The 15,595-nt window shown below is 65.9% G+C and carries 18 protein-coding genes and 2 pseudogenes; 18 read left to right on the top strand and 2 right to left on the bottom strand.

Translation table 11 applies throughout. The features are described 5' to 3' along the window. The first annotated feature begins 55 nt into the window (after positions 1 to 55). From HND92_RS02150 to HND92_RS02095, 12 genes and pseudogenes are all read left to right on the top strand, one after another. Positions 56 to 409, top strand: a complete 354-nt coding sequence (locus tag HND92_RS02150; RefSeq protein ID WP_135149322.1) for a DUF3085 domain-containing protein — start codon at positions 56 to 58, stop codon at positions 407 to 409. Positions 410 to 558: 149 nt separating this feature from the next. After that, positions 559 to 1,401 (top strand): phosphoadenosine phosphosulfate reductase family protein, encoded by an 843-nt coding sequence (locus HND92_RS02145; protein WP_135149323.1) that lies wholly within the window; start codon positions 559 to 561, stop codon positions 1,399 to 1,401. Positions 1,402 to 1,405: 4 nt separating this feature from the next. Next, on the top strand, positions 1,406 to 1,915 hold the full coding sequence (locus tag HND92_RS02140; RefSeq protein ID WP_172205606.1) for an XF1762 family protein: 510 nt from the start codon (positions 1,406 to 1,408) through the stop codon (positions 1,913 to 1,915). Between the two features lie 264 nt (positions 1,916 to 2,179). Next, entirely contained in the window at positions 2,180 to 3,097 is a 918-nt protein-coding gene (locus HND92_RS02135; RefSeq protein ID WP_060853092.1) for a DUF3577 domain-containing protein, read from the top strand. A 56-nt stretch (positions 3,098 to 3,153) separates the two neighbouring features. Further along, positions 3,154 to 3,843, top strand: coding sequence for a DUF3275 family protein (locus HND92_RS02130; protein WP_151609211.1), 690 nt, complete (start codon positions 3,154 to 3,156; stop codon positions 3,841 to 3,843). Positions 3,844 to 3,935: 92 nt separating this feature from the next. Beyond that, positions 3,936 to 4,277 (top strand): annotated as a pseudogene (locus HND92_RS02125) (hypothetical protein). 102 nt (positions 4,278 to 4,379) lie between these two features. Beyond that, a pseudogene (locus HND92_RS02120) lies at positions 4,380 to 4,773 on the top strand (hypothetical protein). Between the two features lie 16 nt (positions 4,774 to 4,789). Further along, positions 4,790 to 5,050 carry a hypothetical protein gene (locus HND92_RS02115; protein ID WP_172205604.1) on the top strand — a complete coding sequence of 87 codons (261 nt, stop codon included), beginning with the start codon at positions 4,790 to 4,792 and terminating at the stop codon, positions 5,048 to 5,050. A 78-nt stretch (positions 5,051 to 5,128) separates the two neighbouring features. After that, the gene (locus tag HND92_RS02110; RefSeq protein ID WP_172205602.1) at positions 5,129 to 5,776 is read left to right on the top strand and encodes a hypothetical protein; all 648 of its coding nucleotides are present in this window, start codon (positions 5,129 to 5,131) and stop codon (positions 5,774 to 5,776) included. Positions 5,777 to 5,814: 38 nt separating this feature from the next. Continuing rightward, complete coding sequence (locus tag HND92_RS02105) at positions 5,815 to 6,948, top strand: DUF6094 domain-containing protein (RefSeq protein ID WP_256376607.1); 1,134 nt, start codon at positions 5,815 to 5,817, stop codon at positions 6,946 to 6,948. A gap of 50 nt (positions 6,949 to 6,998) precedes the next feature. Next, positions 6,999 to 7,319 (top strand): hypothetical protein, encoded by a 321-nt coding sequence (locus HND92_RS02100; protein ID WP_023103917.1) that lies wholly within the window; start codon positions 6,999 to 7,001, stop codon positions 7,317 to 7,319. 90 nt (positions 7,320 to 7,409) lie between these two features. Next, positions 7,410 to 7,715: a hypothetical protein gene (locus HND92_RS02095; protein ID WP_172205598.1), complete on the top strand. Its 306-nt coding sequence runs from the start codon at positions 7,410 to 7,412 to the stop codon at positions 7,713 to 7,715. 16 nt (positions 7,716 to 7,731) lie between these two features. Here the strand turns inward: HND92_RS02095 and HND92_RS02090 are convergent, their stop codons facing one another. Beyond that, the gene (locus HND92_RS02090) at positions 7,732 to 8,694 is read right to left on the bottom strand and encodes an IS110 family transposase (RefSeq protein WP_011804582.1); all 963 of its coding nucleotides are present in this window, start codon (positions 8,692 to 8,694) and stop codon (positions 7,732 to 7,734) included. A 339-nt stretch (positions 8,695 to 9,033) separates the two neighbouring features. On the opposite strand from HND92_RS02090, the gene HND92_RS02085 reads away from it, so the two are divergent. Next, the gene (locus tag HND92_RS02085; protein WP_172205596.1) at positions 9,034 to 11,313 is read left to right on the top strand and encodes a helicase-related protein; all 2,280 of its coding nucleotides are present in this window, start codon (positions 9,034 to 9,036) and stop codon (positions 11,311 to 11,313) included. A 225-nt stretch (positions 11,314 to 11,538) separates the two neighbouring features. Here the strand turns inward: HND92_RS02085 and HND92_RS19520 are convergent, their stop codons facing one another. After that, positions 11,539 to 12,051, bottom strand: a complete 513-nt coding sequence (locus HND92_RS19520; RefSeq protein ID WP_216662902.1) for a GrpB family protein — start codon at positions 12,049 to 12,051, stop codon at positions 11,539 to 11,541. Between the two features lie 457 nt (positions 12,052 to 12,508). Here HND92_RS19520 and HND92_RS02075 point away from each other — a divergent pair, with 457 nt between their 5' ends. Genes HND92_RS02075 through HND92_RS02055 form a run of 5 tightly spaced genes read left to right on the top strand, consistent with a single transcriptional unit; the run spans position 12,509 to position 15,591 of the window. Continuing rightward, complete coding sequence (locus HND92_RS02075) at positions 12,509 to 13,093, top strand: PilL N-terminal domain-containing protein (protein ID WP_151609205.1); 585 nt, start codon at positions 12,509 to 12,511, stop codon at positions 13,091 to 13,093. Continuing rightward, positions 13,090 to 13,734: a hypothetical protein gene (locus HND92_RS02070; RefSeq protein ID WP_168728112.1), complete on the top strand. Its 645-nt coding sequence runs from the start codon at positions 13,090 to 13,092 to the stop codon at positions 13,732 to 13,734. The genes HND92_RS02075 and HND92_RS02070 overlap by 4 nt, the downstream gene beginning before the upstream one ends. A gap of 14 nt (positions 13,735 to 13,748) precedes the next feature. Beyond that, a complete protein-coding gene (locus tag HND92_RS02065; RefSeq protein ID WP_151609203.1) occupies positions 13,749 to 14,474 on the top strand; it encodes a TIGR03759 family integrating conjugative element protein in 726 nt (241 codons plus the stop codon). After that, the gene (locus HND92_RS02060; RefSeq protein ID WP_151609202.1) at positions 14,456 to 15,046 is read left to right on the top strand and encodes a transglycosylase SLT domain-containing protein; all 591 of its coding nucleotides are present in this window, start codon (positions 14,456 to 14,458) and stop codon (positions 15,044 to 15,046) included. The genes HND92_RS02065 and HND92_RS02060 overlap by 19 nt, the downstream gene beginning before the upstream one ends. Further along, positions 15,043 to 15,591 carry an integrating conjugative element protein gene (locus HND92_RS02055; protein WP_151609201.1) on the top strand — a complete coding sequence of 183 codons (549 nt, stop codon included), beginning with the start codon at positions 15,043 to 15,045 and terminating at the stop codon, positions 15,589 to 15,591. The genes HND92_RS02060 and HND92_RS02055 overlap by 4 nt, the downstream gene beginning before the upstream one ends. Positions 15,592 to 15,595 lie beyond the last annotated feature (4 nt).

The following is a 15,595-nucleotide window of genomic DNA, read 5'->3' as shown; positions in this document are numbered from 1 at the left end:
CATCCATCCGGGTGGAGGGCCTTTTCTTTTCCATTCCACACAGGAGATTTCAATCATGTCCCTGCGATTCAGAGGCTCCGACCTGCGCCCCGTGCTGGCCGAGGCGATCGCCACTCAGGGCCGCGTGATCCTCGCCAAGGATCAGGGCGTGTACTTCCTCGCCGAGCGCGGGGAACGACGCCCGGACGGTCGGGTGAAGCTGTTGGCCTATGCCGTCGGCTGCAACCCGGATACCGATCCGTTCGATGACTGGTGGGAGCTGGCACGCGCCGAACTGGGCGGCGACGACTTCGGCGAGTTCTTCGATCCGAAGGAAGGCGTCTTCGCACGCATCCTGCACGGCACGGACGACCTGATGCTGTCCGCCACCGCCACGCATCTGTCGCTGGAGGTGGTTCCCCCGGCATAGCGCAGCAACCGCCGCGCGGGCCCTCGCAGCCCCCATCCGGGGGCTTTCCTTTCTTCGTACCGCGGCCACCGCCGCGCGTGCGCGCTCGTCTCCGGCCGCCATGGCCTGCCTCGTCGGCCTGCCGCCGACATGCCCACGGAGACGACCGCATGCACGACCCGTTCAAGATCACCCAACCCACCTGCATCAGCTTCTCCGGGGGACGCACCAGCGCGTACATGCTCTGGCGTGTGTTGCAGGCCAATGGCGGCCTGCCTGCTGACACCGTGGTCTGCTTCGCCAACACCGGCAAGGAAGTGGAAGCGACCTTGCGCTTCGTGCGCGACTGCGCCGAACGCTGGCAGATGCCGATTCACTGGCTGGAATACCTGCCCATGGAGCCGGGCTTCATGCTGGTCGATTTCGAGCGAGCCAGCCGTCAGGGCGAACCGTTCGAGGCGCTGATACGCAAGCGCCAGTACCTGCCCAATCCCGTGGCGCGCGGCTGCACGACCAGCCTGAAGATTCGCCCGATGCACCGCTTCCTGCGGCACCTGGGCTGGACGGACTGGGACCAGATGATCGGCATCAGGGCCGACGAGCAACGGCGCGTCGCCAAGATTCGCGCACGCGGCCACTCCACCGAATCGACCCACGAAACCATGTGCATGCCGCTGGCGGATGCCGGCGTCACCGTGCGCGACGTGGGCACCTTCTGGCAGGCGCAGCCGTTCGACCTCGACCTGCTCACGGTCAACGGACGCACGCTCGAAGGCAACTGCGATCTGTGCTTCCTGAAGCCGCGCGGGCAGCGCCTGGCCCTCATCAAGGCCCGGCCCGAAGCCGCCGTGTGGTGGATTCGCATGGAATCCCTGAACTTGGCGAGCAAGCCCAGCGGCGCTCGGTTTCGCGCCGATGGCCCCAGCTACGCCGACCTGGCGCGCTTCGCCGCCGACCAGGGCGACCTGTTCGATGCCGCCGAGGAACCGCTCGCCTGCTTCTGCGGCGATTGATGCTGTGCGCACGGCATTGGCCTCGCCACGGCTGCAACTGGTGCCCGTGTCGCTGCGCACCGCCAATGCCTTCGTGCAGGAGCACCACCGACACCACCGCCCGGTTCAGGGGGCGAAGTTCGCGCTGGCGGTCACGCTGTCCGGCAGCGACAGTATTTGCGGCGTGGCCATCGTCGGTCGCCCGGTCGCGCGTCACCTGGACGACGGCTGGACCCTCGAAGTCACCAGGCTCTGCACCGATGGCGCGCCGAACGCCTGCAGCAAGCTCTACGGAGCCGCCTGGAAGGCGGCTAAGGCCCTGGGCTACACGCGGCTGATCACCTACACCTTGCCCGAGGAAGGCGGTGCCAGCCTGCGCGCTGCCGGCTGGCGGCTGGTCGGTACGCGCGGCGGCGGTACCTGGAGCCGCCCCAGCCGTCCTCGCGCCGACACCCCCGACCACCTGCGCGGCCCCAAGTGCCTGTGGCGCGCGCCTGACGGCGCGGACAAAGGGAAACGCCCGGATGCCGATTGATTGCTGTCGCGCGCGCGAGGCCCGGCCATGCTGACCCCATGCTTGCTGACGTTGTCAGCGACATGCCAGGCAACCATCGGTCTTCGAGGTTGCGTCGCAGTTCCCACTGCGTGACCGAGCCAGCTCGCACCGCATCCATCCGCGAGCGGCCACCAGTCTCTGGTGGCGGATGCTTTCGCCTTATCAACCCACCGCGGGGTTACGCACCTTTCCCCGCATGCGTGGGGCTGGTGTGTCTCCGCTTCTTCCCTATGGAGATTCACCATGAACACCACATCCAACGAGAAGTCGTATTTCGACCTCCACACCTCGGGCATCGGCTACATCCAGCGTGTCCGTGAAGTGCCTGTCCGGGGCGGCCGCCGTGCGCAGCCTTTCCTGGCATGCACCGTTGCCGCGCTGGTCGGCTCCGCAAAGGACCCCAGCTACCGCTACTTCGATGTCAAGGTCTCCGGTGCCGAGGCCAAGAAGCTGGTCGAACGCTATATCGGCGTTGATGATCCCAAGCAGCGCCCGCTGGTGCGCTTCCGCCTCGGCGACCTCTGGGGCGATGCGTACATCCGCGACAAGGGCGAGCGCAAGGGTGAAGCCGCCGCGTCCCTCAAGGCGCGACTGCTCAAGACCGAGCCGCTTGACCGGGCCGAACTGGCTTCCATCAAGCAGCACGAGCTGATCACCCGCGGCATCGGCTACCTCAGCCGTCCGAAGGACGTCACCCCCAAGGATGGCGATCCGTTCCTGTCGTGCTGCGTCGCGGCTCTGGCCGGGCCTGTCGGTGAACCGGACTATCGGTACTTCGACACCATCGTCGCCACCCCTGAAGCCGAGCACCTGGTTCGCCGGTGCGTGCAGGCCATCGAAGGGGACCGCAAGGTGCTGATCGCCTTCAAGTTGAACGACATGAAGATCGATCCGTACATCCGCACCAAGGGTGAGCGCGCCGGGGAGCCGGGAGCGAGCCTGGAATCGACACTGATCCACATCGGTCTGATCAAGATCGACGGCACCCAGGTCTATCCGACGAGCCAGGCGCAAGCCGAGGCGCCGCAGGCCGAGGACGCACCCGCGCCCGAAGCCGAGGACGCCGCCGGCACCGCTGCCGACCAGCCTGTCGAGCCCGCCGAGCGCGAGCCCGCAGGTGAGGTCGAAGAGCAGGAGCCGGCATTGGCTGCTTCGTTCTGATCCGGCATGGCCCCTCACGGGGCCTTGCCTTTTCCTATTCTTCAAGGAGAACCATCATGGCAGTCACATCGGCACCCGAGAAATCGGTCGCGCCCATCGTCGTCCCCGGCCAGCTCACGCTGCGCACCATCCGCGGCAAGAACGGCCCGTTCACGGTCGGCCGTCTCGCCACGCACCTCGGTACGTTCGAGGTCAAAGACCCGGAGCTGGAGCAGTACCCCGAAGGCAAGTACGACGGGGAATTCATCATCCGCTACATCTTCCCGAAGTCCTACCCGGTCGGCGGCGGCATGCGGTTCGAGATCCGTGCCAGCCTCGACGGAATGACGCTCAACGGCATCGACAAACTGAGCCGCGACGAAGCCCGCAGCTTCGCCACCCAGGACGTCGATCCGCTCGATGAAGAGCAAGGGGCGCAGCCTGCGGCAACGCCGGCCAAGCCCGCCAAGGCATCCAGGCCTGCCAAGCCCGCACCCGTGCAGGCGTCCGCGGACCCGCTGGTCGATACCACGCCCTTCGGCGTGGATGCGCCACCGCCTGCTGCGGCCGCTGCCCCCGGCAGCACCGAAGACGGTGACGCCGCGCTGTTCGGCTTGCTGTGGCCGCTGGGCGAGTCCGTGAAACTGGATTCGACCATCGACCGCCGCACCCTGCGCGCGCAGATCGCCCGCCTGGGCGAGCTGGGCTACGCGCTGGACTTCAAGACGCAGGAGTGGAGCCGCCAGGCCGAACCACAAGCTGCGTGAGCAGACGCCGCATGCGCGGTGTTCTTCATCCACCCGCCGGGGTTCCTTCCCCATGCGGGGGAGGCCCTGGCCATTTTCTGGAGGTCTCCATCATGTCCATCATCGCTTGCGATACCCCGCGTTCAACGCTGGATGAACCCGCGTGGCGGGAACTCTGCAAGGCGGCCGCCGCACACGCCCAGCGCGGTTGCGGCTTGTCCTAGGACCACTACGTGACGCTCTTCAGTTCGGAGATCGACGCGCTGGCCAATAGATTGCCGGAAGAGCAGCGTGCTCAGGCTCTCGAAATCGCCGCACAGGAATGGGACTACGCAACACCTGCCGAGCGGCAGGAATCCCAGGACTGGAATGCAACGCACGGCTACTGCTCGCACGGCATCGAGTTTGGCTACTGCCCGGCCGGTTGTGATCGAGACGATGACGACTGGGACTGAGGACAGGGCATAGGTTCCTTCGCGCACCTGCGACATTCCATCACCCGCTGGGGGTTCTTCCCCACGGGAGGCCTCCGGCTCAACTTTTCGAGGAGGCCTCTCATGGGCTGGTATTTCTCAAACCAATCGCGGTCCGAACTGATCGCGGAACTGATCGCAACGCAAGAGACCGAGCGCGCCAGCGTCAAGGTCATCGCTCACACCCTGCGCGGCAACGTGCTGTGGTCCGTCGCCGAAATGACCGCCAAGGTCGAAGGCGTGCATCGTGATCTCGCACCGGACCAGTCCCTTCGCTACATCCGCTGCGATCTGCTTGAACGCAGCGGCGGCCAGTGGGGACGAGTCCATGCACCCGTACTACTACACGTGCCCGCTGTCCTATCTGGACCTCGCACCGGAGCAGTCCGCCGACTGGCGTGCAGGCGTTCGCGCCTACCACGCACGGCGGCGCACACCCACGGCATCCGCGGCATCCGCCGCGGCGTCGATGGCCTGAGCCAGGAGGAACCGACATGGACCCGATTTTGGCTTCGCTCACGCCATCGCTGCTGGCACTCGTTGAAGGCAGTTTGTCCAACGACGAAGTGTCCTCCGACGAGGAAATGCTGGCGTACTTCATCGACAACGGCCTCACCGAGGAGCAGGCACGGCAGGCGCTGACCTATCGCGACCAGTACCTCAACAACATCTACCTGGACGGCTTCACGCCGATCACCGCGGTGGACGAGGCGCTTCACTTCAACCCGCACACCCGGCAGTTCGAGCCGGACTGAGCGGTTTTCTTCCACCCCCCCCGGGGCAGTACCTGCCCCGACGGGCGGTGCTGTTCCCGCTCATCCGAGGACACCACCATGCCCGCAAACACTTCTTCCACGCTGTACCGCATCGACGAATGCCCGGACGTGATGGCCGACGCCTGCGTTGGCGATGACCAGGGCAACCTGATCTTCCTGTCCATCTGGGCACGCGACACCGCCGTCCAGCAATTCCTCGCTCGCCTGACCCTCGGGCGCGACGAGCAGGGACTGGACCAGTTCCACGTCATCACCGACCAGGGCGGCAGCGTCCCGGTGTTCATCGGCAACGTCGATCGCCTGGAAAAGCGCATGACCCGCGCCTACCGGCGAACGCTGTTCGGTTCGCTGTCCAACGTGTGGCTGTTCGACCGGCGCTGCGTCAGGCCCGACAAGGCCAACGCCAGCGCATTGGCACTGCTGCCGCGCGACAGCGCCCACCGGCTTGACCGCCTGTGGATGCTGGTGCGGGACACCTGCCCGTTGCCGCTGCTCGACCACTGGCGCGAGACCGTGCTGGAACTGCTGCAAAGCCGCGAGATGCTGGCCCGCCTTCCGTTCGCCCTCGGGCCGCTGGAAGGCCATCGGCTCGCCATCGACGTGCCGGCGCTGACCCTGGCGCTGGGCTCCCTGATCCGCAGTGACGCGCTCACCGCCTATCCCTATCCGACCAAGATTTGGACGCCGGAAGCGGTAGCGGCTTGACCCCCTCGGAGGCACGTCTCGGCGTGCTTCCGTCTTTCATCCCCGCCAACCAGGAGACTTCCATGGCCCTCATGTTCCCGCGGCTCGCCCGCAATTTCGTCAAGAACGGATATTTCCCGACCGACGAACCCACGCTCGAAAGAGCCCTCAACGCACTGATGCCCAGCGATGGGCCGATGTGCATCCTCGATCCCTGCGCCGGCGAAGGCGTGGCGATCGCCGAAGCCGCCCACGCCCTCGGGCGCGAGCAGGCCAAGGCGTTTGCGGTCGAGTTCGACGCGGAGCGGGCACGCCATGCCCGCGGCCTGGTCGATCACTGCCTGCACGCGGACCTGATGGACACGATGGTCTCCAAACAGTCCTTCGGGTTGCTCTGGCTCAACCCGCCGTATGGCGACCTGTCCAAGGACGTCAACGGCAACATCGGCTATCAAGGTCAGGGACGTGCCCGCCTCGAAAAGCTGTTCTATCAGCGTTCGCTGTCGCTGCTGCAGTACGGCGGCATGCTGGTCTTCATCGTCCCCGGCTACGTGCTCGACGCGGAGCTGGTCGGCTGGTTGACGCGCCACTACACCGATCTGCGCATCTACCGAGCGGTGGAAACGCAGTTCAAGCAGGTGGTGATCTTTGGCCGAAGGGTGCGCCAGCGCGAGCAGGTGCCCGATGGCGTCAAGGCCGTGCGCAATCTGCTGCTGCAGGTTGGGCAAGGCGAAGTCGAAGCCGAGGAACTGCCGAGCGAATGGCCGTTCCTGCCGTACATCGTCCCCGCCAGTCCGGTCGAGCCGGAGCATTTCTTCCGCGTGACGATGGAGCCGGAGCAGTTCGCCGATGAGGTCGGTCGGCTGCAAGGCCTCTGGCCGTCGCTGGACACGCACCTGGGGGCCGCGCAGCAGTCGCTGCGTCCACCGGCGCGAGCCTTGTCCCACTGGCATCTCGCCCTGGCCTTGGCAGCGGGCGCGATCTCCGGCGTTGTGCGCTCCCAGACGGGGCGCGTGCTCGTCGTCAAAGGTGACACCCACAAGGACAAAACGCTCCAGCGGGAATTCACCGAACGCGAAGACGGCTCCATCGCCGAGACCCGCATCCTCACCGACAAGTTTGTGCCCGTCATCCGCGCGTGGGACATGACGCCTGGCTCCGCGACACGGGGCGAGGTGTTGACCATCCGCTGATCCACCGGACGCGCTGCCGTCCTGCTGTACCACATCGAAGGAGAAACACCATGTTCCCGAATCCGTTCAAGCGGCCAGCGCCGCACAAGCAACCGTTGTTCGCACCGAGTACGCTGAAGTTGAGCGAGAAGGTGCATTGGCTGGCCCGAAGAGGCCTGATCGACCCCTTAGCCTATGTCCAGCGCCATGTGCGCGGGGACTGGGGCGAGATCGATGAGGCCACACGCCAAGCCAACGACGTGGCGATCCAACAGGACAACCTGATGATCTCGCAGTTCAGGATCACGCCGGACCTGGCGCTAATCGTCAAGACCAGCGAGGACCACCAGACCACGGTGATCCAGCTTCCCGAAGAGCGGGACCTGATCTGACGTCCCCACATCGTCATCCTCATTCTCCTGACGGAGCCACTTCACTCCGGCAGGGGTGTCGTGGCTCAATGACCCATCAAGGAGGAGCCGATGGCATCGCATCGCATCGAAACCTACTGCCGGCGGCTGGCGTTCCCGATCGGGGCGCTTATCTTCAGCAAAGGCATTGACCGCCTGGTCCGCTCGGGTCGCCTCGACCCGATCCCGTACTTCAGGCGCCACACCCGTGGCGACTGGGGCGACGTCAACGTCCAGCAATGGCAGGCCAACAGCACCGCGCTTCAATCAGGCGCATCGCTGGAATCGCACTACGTGATCCATCCGGGGCTGGCCATTCGCATCGTTACCGACGCGGAGCGCCACGCCACCGTCATCGTTCTGCCGTCCGAGGACTGAGTAACCGTCTTCGAAGTCAAGCGCAATGAAGCGACTTGTCCCAAGGTTTTCCAGTGCGCACCATGGCGTTGAGCGTGGTGAGCAACTTGCGCATGCAAGCGACCAGGGCGACCTTGGGCAACTTGCCAGCGGCCTTCAGACGCTCGTAGAAGGCCTTGATGGCCGGGTTGTAGCGGGTGGCCGTGAGCGTTGCCATGTACAGCACGCGGCGGATCTCGAAGCGCCCGCCTTGTACGCGCCGCCTGCCCTTGCTGCCGCCGGAGTCATTGGCCATGGGCGCCACGCCCACCAATGCAGCGATCTCGCGCCGGTTCAGCCGGCCCAGCTCTGGCAGCTCGGCAATCATCGTGGCACTGGCCACCGGGCCGACTCCCGCAGCCGACTGCAGCAGCGTGTCGAGCTCCCCAAAGTGCTCGCGCACATGCGTGACCATCTGCTCTTCGATCTCATCGAGCTGCGCCTTGATCGCCGCCTCGATGGCCTCGATGCTGGCGTGCAGCTTCTTGGGCGTGATCTGCAGCCGTTGGCGCTCCGAATGGAGCATGGTCAGCAACTGGCGCCTGCGCGTGACCAGGGCCGCGAGCCACTGCTGGCGCTCATCGGCCAGGGGGCGCAAGAAGCGCTGCAGATCGTCGCGGCGCAGCAGCACCGCTGCCAGCTCGGCCAGCGTGCGCGCATCCACCGCGTCGGTCTTGGCCAGGCGTCCCATGGATTTGGCGAAGTCGCGCGCCTGGCGCGGGTTGATGACCGCCACGGGCAGGCCTGTGGCCTGCAGGGCACACGCTAACGCGGCCTCGTAGCCGCCGGTGGCCTCCATCACCACCAGACCCACGTCCAGGGGCTGCAGGGCAGCCGCCAGCGCCGAGTGGCCTTCGGCATCGTTGTCAAACCGCTGGGCGCTGCTCTTGGCACCCAGCACACAGACATCCACGTGCGCCTTGGCCACGTCGATGCCCACCGTCACTGAGGTAACAGACATGATCTTCAGATCCCTTGCTTGTGCATGCGCGCTCAATCAAGGCGCGCGTAACCGTTCGGGCTTCACGAAGACCAGCGCGGCGGCCATGCGTTCTGTACTCAGTCACGGGCTCTATCACCCCAGCGCCTACCAAACTGCACGGGCCGGTCTGGCCGCCTCAACGGCGTTCAGACTCTACCGCGCTGGTCTGGTTTAAAGATACAAGCACGGTTCAGCCGCTGGCCACCCAGGCCAGCACCTTCAACCACCGTCGGCCACGCGTCGATTTACTTCCCACCACGGGGCATGCCACTGCCCCGCTGGGGGTGGTGCATGCCCCTTTTTCTTTGGAGCATCACCATGTCCCTCGATCTCGAAACCAATGCCGCTGAAGCCGCGCCCGTACAGGGCGAACTGCTCGACGCGGAATCTTCCCCTCTGACCCTGAGCCTTCAGGATTTCGTCGGCGAGTTCGGCGACGAACTGCTCGACGCCCTCAACAGCGCGAACCCGCCGGTCTATACCGGCCAACCGCAGGCCCACCGGCAACTCATCGTCGCCAGCCTCAAGCGCAAGCTGTTCCCGGCCCAGGCCGAAGTCGTCCACGCTGCCGCCGAGCTGCTGATCGACCGTGGCGAACGCGCCGCGATCGTCAATGGCGAGATGGGCTGCGGCAAGACGACCGTCGGCATCGCCACGGCCGCCGTGCTCAACGCCGAAGGCTACCGCCGTACCCTGGTCCTGTCGCCACCGCACCTGGTTTACAAGTGGCGGCGCGAGATCCAGGAGACGGTGGCGGGCGCCAAGGTGTGGGTGCTCAACGGGCCGGACACGCTCGTCAAGCTCATCAAGCTGCGTGAGCAGTTGGGTGTCCAGCCCACGGGTCAGGAGTTCTTCGTCCTGGGCCGCGTCAGGATGCGGATGGGCTTCCACTGGAAGCCCGTTTTCACCACGCGGCGCACCCGCCACGGCGACGTGGCAGCGTGCCCGGACTGCGGCACGGTCATCACCGACCTCGACGGCGAGCCGGTCAACCCGGTCGCGCTCCAAGCCGAGGAGTCCCGCAGGAAGTGCAGCCATTGCGCTGCGCCCCTATGGACACTGATCCGCCCGCGCAGCCTGTCCGGTAGCGATCAGTCCTCGGCCGTCCTCAAAGCCTTGAAGCGCATCCCGACGATCGGGGAAGTCACCGCGCAGAAGCTGATGCAGAAGTTCGGTGACGGCTTCCTGGCCTCGATGCTGGGTGACAACATCCATGAGTTCATCAACCTCATGGACGGCAACGGCGAGCTGGTGTTTTCCGACCGTCAGGCCACGCGCATGGAACGTGCGATGGCCAACATGGAGTTCGGTTTTGGCGAGGGCGGCTATCAACCCTCGGAGTTCGTCAAACGCTACCTGCCGCAAAGCACGTTCGACCTGCTCATCGCTGATGAAGCGCATGAGTACAAGAACGGTGGCAGTGCCCAAGGCCAGGCCATGGGCGTGCTGGCGGCGAAGGCTCGCAAGACCTTGCTGCTGACCGGCACGTTGATGGGCGGCTACGGCGACGATCTCTTTTATCTGCTGTTCCGCGCCTTGCCTGGGCGGATGCTCGAAGACGGCTACCGGCCGACCACGAGCGGCAGCATGACGTCGGCCGCGATGGCGTTCATGAGGGACCACGGAGTCCTCAAGGACATCTATTCCGAGAGCACCGGCACGGCGCACAAGACCGCGAAGGGCACGAAAGTCAGTGTCAGAACGGTCAAGGCCCCGGGCTTCGGCCCCAAGGGCGTGTTGCGCTGCATCCTGCCGTTCACGATCTTCCTCAAGCTCAAGGACATCGGCGGCAATGTGCTTCCGCCGTATGACGAGGAGTTCCGCGAAGTCGCGATGGACACGGCGCAAGCCGCGGCCTACCGCGACCTGGCGGGTCGGCTGACCGCGGAGCTGAAACAGGCTCTGGCGCGACGCGATACGACGCTGCTGGGTGTGGTCCTCAACGTGCTGCTGGCCTGGCCGGATTGCTGCTTCCGGTCGGAGACGGTGGTGCATCCGCGCACGCGCGACACCCTGGCGTTTGTCCCGGCTCAGTTCAACGAGTTCGAGATCAGCCCCAAGGAGCGTGAGCTGATCGACATCTGCAAAGAGGAGAAGGCACAGGGCCGCAAGGTCCTGGCCTACACGGTCTATACCGGCACGCGCGACACGACGTCACGCCTGAAGGTACTGCTGGAACAGGAAGGTTTTCGGGTGGCGGTGCTGCGCGCAAGCGTGGATGCCAGCCGTCGCGAAGACTGGATCGCCGAGCAACTGGACCGTGGCATCGACGTGCTCATCACCAATCCCGAACTTGTCAAGACGGGGTTGGACCTGTTGGAGTTTCCGACGATCGTGTTCATGCAGTCGGGCTACAACGTATATAGCCTCCAACAGGCGGCACGCCGCTCCTGGCGCATCGGGCAGAAGCAGCCCGTGCGCGTGATCTACCTCGGCTACGCCGGTTCCTCGCAGATGACCTGCCTGGAGCTGATGGCCAAGAAGATCATGGTCTCGCAGTCCACCTCGGGCGACGTGCCCGAATCCGGGCTTGATGTCCTGAACCAGGACGGTGATTCCGTCGAGGTCGCACTGGCCCGGCAGCTTGTCGCCGCGTGATGCCTTCCACTTACGGCCCTTCGGGGCCGTTTTTTTGTCTCACGATGGCTCCAGCTCGGCGTTGCGCTGGATTTCGCCTAAGCCCGCCACAGCAGGTTTATCAAGGACGGGGATTCAAGAAGTTAGGCGCGGGCCAAGTCGCGCCCCCGAAGCTATGCTGATGGGCCATGCTTGCCGCGACCGTACGCCGGTACAGCCGCGCGAAAGCGGACATTGAAGTTGAGGCTAGGAAAAGCGAGACAATGCTTCCGCTTCGATTCGCTTAATCCAAGCGTCCTTGCAATCAGAGTACGCACGACTGTTTTCGGGATGTAGCGCTGCACATCGGCACTTCTCCCGTTCGTACTGATCTGCGAGGCTCGGCGAACTACGCAGAAGATCGCGGAAAGCGAGGTGTCTGCGGATAGCGGCGTCTCCATCCGCGAAGCAGTGAATTTGAATGAGGCGCTCACCCGTTTCAGGATCATGTAGGGTGCAATAGCGCCTTCCCTCGATGCCGTTGGCTCCGTGCCATACGTAGCCAAGGGCTTCAACGGCAGATCGTTCGCTATCCAATGCGGCCAAGTTCAGAACGACCGGCATAAGGTCGAGGATGGGCTTAGCGGCGATTCCCGGAATAGAAGTTGAGCCGATATGATGGACTTGGAGGATCGAGTCCACGCCCTGTTTAAGTCGCTCTGCTTCGTTCGCCGCTTGGTTCGCCCAGCGCGGGTCATGAGGTGCCAAACGGACAGGCATCGTTGACGGTAACATCCGGTTCCTCAAGAAGTGCGATTAAGGCTTGTCTCTCGTTGTTGGTTTTATCAGCCAGACAGATAGCCGACGAGCCACGAGATCTGACTTTCAAACCGGGACTCTGCTGTGCATTCCTCGGTTCTGACGCAGCGATCGAGCGCGTTTTGATGAACAGAATGAGCTGGCCGTCATTGGTAATCGACTCCGATACAGCGCGCTTAGCTTTCTACTGCGCCGCTCTTATATGGTTCCTAGCCCATGAAATCTCCGCTCTGCAAACTGAGCGGAAGTAGTGTGCCAAATATAACGTTTTGATTCCCTGGCGAGTTTCCCCAGGGACTCGTCACCGACCATCTTTTGTCGCTCCTAGCAAATCGGGCGCTGCCTGGTTCGCATTGTTTGCTGCCGCTCGTGGCCCGAGCGGCGATGGTGAGGGCTCGATGTTTCTGGACACCGAGCTATGTGCCCCTCTCCACCCTGGTTTCACCATCCCGAACGCCGCCTGCTGGCGGGATTTTTCGGCCTACTGTGGTCGGTGCTGGCCGGTGGCTGCGCGACGACGACTGCGCCGGTCGCGCCCGACACCATCGAGGAAGTCTCGGCCGCGCCCGAACCCGAAGCGCCCGAGTACATCCCGGTTGTGCGCTACGCCCGCTACACACTGGTCGAACTGGCCCCCATGGCGGCGCAGCGCGACCTGCTCTTGCAGACCATCGACGTGTCCATGCCCGAGGATGCCCGCGCCACGGTCGGGGATGGGGTGCGGCATGTGCTCAAGCGCAGCGGCTACAGCCTGTGCCAGAACGCGCATGCTGTGATCGAGCTGTACGCGCTGCCGTTGCCGGCGGCACACCTGCACCTCGGCCCCATGACCTTGCGCGATGCGCTGCTCACGCTGGCTGGTCCGGCCTGGGAGCTGCACGCGGATGACCGCGCGCGGCAGATTTGTTTCGAGCGGCCCGGCGACAACACCCCCGTGCCAACCGCAACCGCGGCGGTGCAGACGTTCCCGCTGGCGCCTGCGGTTTCGGGAGGCCAGCCATGAATGCCTTGCATCCCGCTCAACGCTCAACTGCCGCGGTCGTCGTACAGAGCCTGTTCTGGCTCTGGCTGATCGGCCTCAGCGTCATCGTGGCGCTCGGCTATCTGGCGATGCGCGACCAAACCGACCAGGAGCGGCTGGATTCCCGCCTGCAGCGCCTCGAAGCGCAGGCGACTGGCCTGGCCGAGACGATCGAGGCCATCCAGCAGCGCCCGGCCGTCGCAACGGCCGCTGACCTCAAGGACACCCGCCAAATCCTGGAAGCACGCGCCGCCCAGGTGGAGAAGTCGCTGAACGGCTATGCCGCCGCCGATGATCTTCAAGCACTGCGAGCGGAGATCGAGCAGATCAAGACGCGCCAGGCCGCCGCCCGCGCCGCAGCACCCGCCCAGCCGCGCGCATCACGCCCGGCCACCGCCTCCAAGGCCGAACCGCAGCCGCTGCCGTGCCGCGTCGTCGGCGCCGAGCTGCGCGCGGGCGAGCGCAGCGTGTCCGTCGCGCCGGCCAATGGGGATTTCACGCCCGACCAGCTCCAGGTGCTGCTGCCCGGTGATGCGGTCGGCCCATGGCGCTTGCAGGCCATCGAGGGCAATGCCGCGGTGTTTCAGGCCGGCGACCAGACGCGCCGCGTGGCGATTCCCTGACAGGAGCACACCCCATGAAGCCGTCGATCCTCCTTTGTGCGCTCGTCCTGGCGTCGGTGCAGTGGGCGACCTGGGCGCAGCAGCCCGCCACGGCCCCCGCGCGCAATGCACAGAGCCAGGAGCGCCCGCTGGCCGCCCTTGTGCTGGACGACCGGGCAGCCAGTGAATGGGGCCTGCAACCGCAGGAATGGGCTCGCTACCGCGAGCTGATGGACGGGCCGCTGGGCATCCAGTCGCCCAACCTGGACCCGCTGTCTGCCCTGGGTATCGAGGCCCGCACCGATGAAGAACGGCGCCGCTACGCCGAGCTGCAGGTGCAGGTGGAAGCGCGCCGCGTCGAGAAGCTGCTCGCCTACCAGCGCGCCTACGACGAGGCCTGGCAGCGCCTGAACCCCGGCATGCAGCGCGTGAACCTGCCCGACGACAAGCCAAGCGCCGGCATCGCGCGTGGCAGCGGCCGCATGGCGGTGTTCGTCAAGGACGGCTGCACGGCCTGCGGGCAGCTCGTGCAGCGCCTGCAATCCTCGGGCGCGGAGTTCGACCTGTATATGGTGGGCAGCCGCCAGGATGATGCCCGCATCCGCGACTGGGCCAAGCGCGCGCAGATCGACCCGGCGCGCGTGCGCGCCGGCAGCATCACGCTCAACCACGACGGTGGCCGCTGGCTGTCGCTGGGCCTGCCCGGCGATCTGCCCGCCGCCGTGCGCGAAGTGAACGGCCAATGGCAGCGCCAGCCGTAGCCGTACCCCTTCGCGCACTGGTGCTCGCTGCCGGCCTGTATGCCGGTGCCGCCCTGGCCCAGGAGGTTCCGCCACCGGCTTACCAACTCGCTGCCCAGCGCGCAGGCATCCCATCGACCGTGCTCTACGCCGTGGCCTTGCAGGAGAGCGGCATCCGGCGCAACGGGCGCATCGTTCCCTGGCCGTGGTCCCTCAACGTTGCCGGCCAGTCCCGCCGCTTCGCCACGCGGGCCGATGCCTGCTCTGGCTTGCAGCAGGCGATGCGCGCCACACCGCACACACGCATCGACGCGGGCCTGGGCCAGATCAACCTCGGCTACCACAAGCACCGCTTCACCAGTCCGTGCGACTTGCTGGACCCGTACCGCAATCTGGCCATTGCCGCCGAGATCCTGAAAGAGCAGCACACCCCCGGCGAGGACTGGCTGCTGGCGATCGGCCGCTACCACCGCCCCGCTGGCGGCGAGCCCGCCGCCCGCTACCGGCGCAGTGTGTCGCGCCACCTTGCCCGAGTGCAGGGCGCGCGCCCAACCGCCGCGGTACTCGCCGCGCACCAGGAGAGTTCCCCATGACCAAACCCCATCCGGCCCATCTCGCGTTCACGGGCCTGCTCATGCTGCTGGCTGGCCTGCCGTTGGCCTCGCGCGCCGGCGAACCGCTGATCGTGGTCGAAGACCGTGGCGGCACGTCGGCGCTGCCGTACTACGAAGCCCTCAACCTCCAGCCGCGCGCCGGTTCCCCGGCGCGGCCGCCCATCCCGACGCCCCGCGCTCCGGCCACGCCAGCGGACGAAGCCGCGATGCTGCCGGTGCGCAGCGCCAAGCTCACGCCCGGCACCGTCGCGCGGCGGGTGATCGAAGCGCCCGGCCTGCGGCCGTTCGTGGTCATCGGCGACGACGAGGCTTCGCGGGCGTGGTTGCAGCGCCGCGCCGCCGCTTTGCGCGAACGCGGCGCGGTCGGCCTGGTGGTCAACGTCGAGACTGCGCAGGGCCTGACGCGGCTGCGCGCCCTGGTGCCCGGCGTGCCGCTCGCGCCCGTGGCCGGCGACGACCTGGCCTATCGGCTGGGCCTGCGGCACTACCCGGCGCTGATCACGGCCACCGGCATCGAGCAATGAAGCC

It is taken from the genome of Diaphorobacter sp. JS3050, assembly GCF_013154915.1.
GTDB lineage: Bacteria > Pseudomonadota > Gammaproteobacteria > Burkholderiales > Burkholderiaceae_C > Diaphorobacter > Diaphorobacter nitroreducens.
The sequence above is the reverse complement of the archived record's forward strand: the minus strand, read 5'-3'. Positions and strand labels throughout refer to the sequence as shown.

Bases quoted from the DNA above. Each gene is read 5' to 3' on its own strand.
- HND92_RS02150 (WP_135149322.1), top strand. From the start codon at position 56: ATGTCCCTGCGATTCAGAGGCTCCGACCTGCGCCCCGTGCTGGCCGAG.
- HND92_RS02145 (WP_135149323.1), top strand. From the start codon at position 559: ATGCACGACCCGTTCAAGATCACCCAACCCACCTGCATCAGCTTCTCC.
- HND92_RS02135 (WP_060853092.1), top strand. From the start codon at position 2,180: ATGAACACCACATCCAACGAGAAGTCGTATTTCGACCTCCACACCTCG.
- HND92_RS02130 (WP_151609211.1), top strand. From the start codon at position 3,154: ATGGCAGTCACATCGGCACCCGAGAAATCGGTCGCGCCCATCGTCGTC.
- HND92_RS02115 (WP_172205604.1), top strand. From the start codon at position 4,790: ATGGACCCGATTTTGGCTTCGCTCACGCCATCGCTGCTGGCACTCGTT.
- HND92_RS02110 (WP_172205602.1), top strand. From the start codon at position 5,129: ATGCCCGCAAACACTTCTTCCACGCTGTACCGCATCGACGAATGCCCG.
- HND92_RS02100 (WP_023103917.1), top strand. From the start codon at position 6,999: ATGTTCCCGAATCCGTTCAAGCGGCCAGCGCCGCACAAGCAACCGTTG.
- HND92_RS02095 (WP_172205598.1), top strand. From the start codon at position 7,410: ATGGCATCGCATCGCATCGAAACCTACTGCCGGCGGCTGGCGTTCCCG.
- HND92_RS02090 (WP_011804582.1), bottom strand. From the start codon at position 8,694: ATGTCTGTTACCTCAGTGACGGTGGGCATCGACGTGGCCAAGGCGCAC.
- HND92_RS02085 (WP_172205596.1), top strand. From the start codon at position 9,034: ATGTCCCTCGATCTCGAAACCAATGCCGCTGAAGCCGCGCCCGTACAG.
- HND92_RS19520 (WP_216662902.1), bottom strand. From the start codon at position 12,051: ATGCCTGTCCGTTTGGCACCTCATGACCCGCGCTGGGCGAACCAAGCG.
- HND92_RS02075 (WP_151609205.1), top strand. From the start codon at position 12,509: ATGTGCCCCTCTCCACCCTGGTTTCACCATCCCGAACGCCGCCTGCTG.
- HND92_RS02070 (WP_168728112.1), top strand. From the start codon at position 13,090: ATGAATGCCTTGCATCCCGCTCAACGCTCAACTGCCGCGGTCGTCGTA.
- HND92_RS02065 (WP_151609203.1), top strand. From the start codon at position 13,749: ATGAAGCCGTCGATCCTCCTTTGTGCGCTCGTCCTGGCGTCGGTGCAG.
- HND92_RS02060 (WP_151609202.1), top strand. From the start codon at position 14,456: ATGGCAGCGCCAGCCGTAGCCGTACCCCTTCGCGCACTGGTGCTCGCT.
- HND92_RS02055 (WP_151609201.1), top strand. From the start codon at position 15,043: ATGACCAAACCCCATCCGGCCCATCTCGCGTTCACGGGCCTGCTCATG.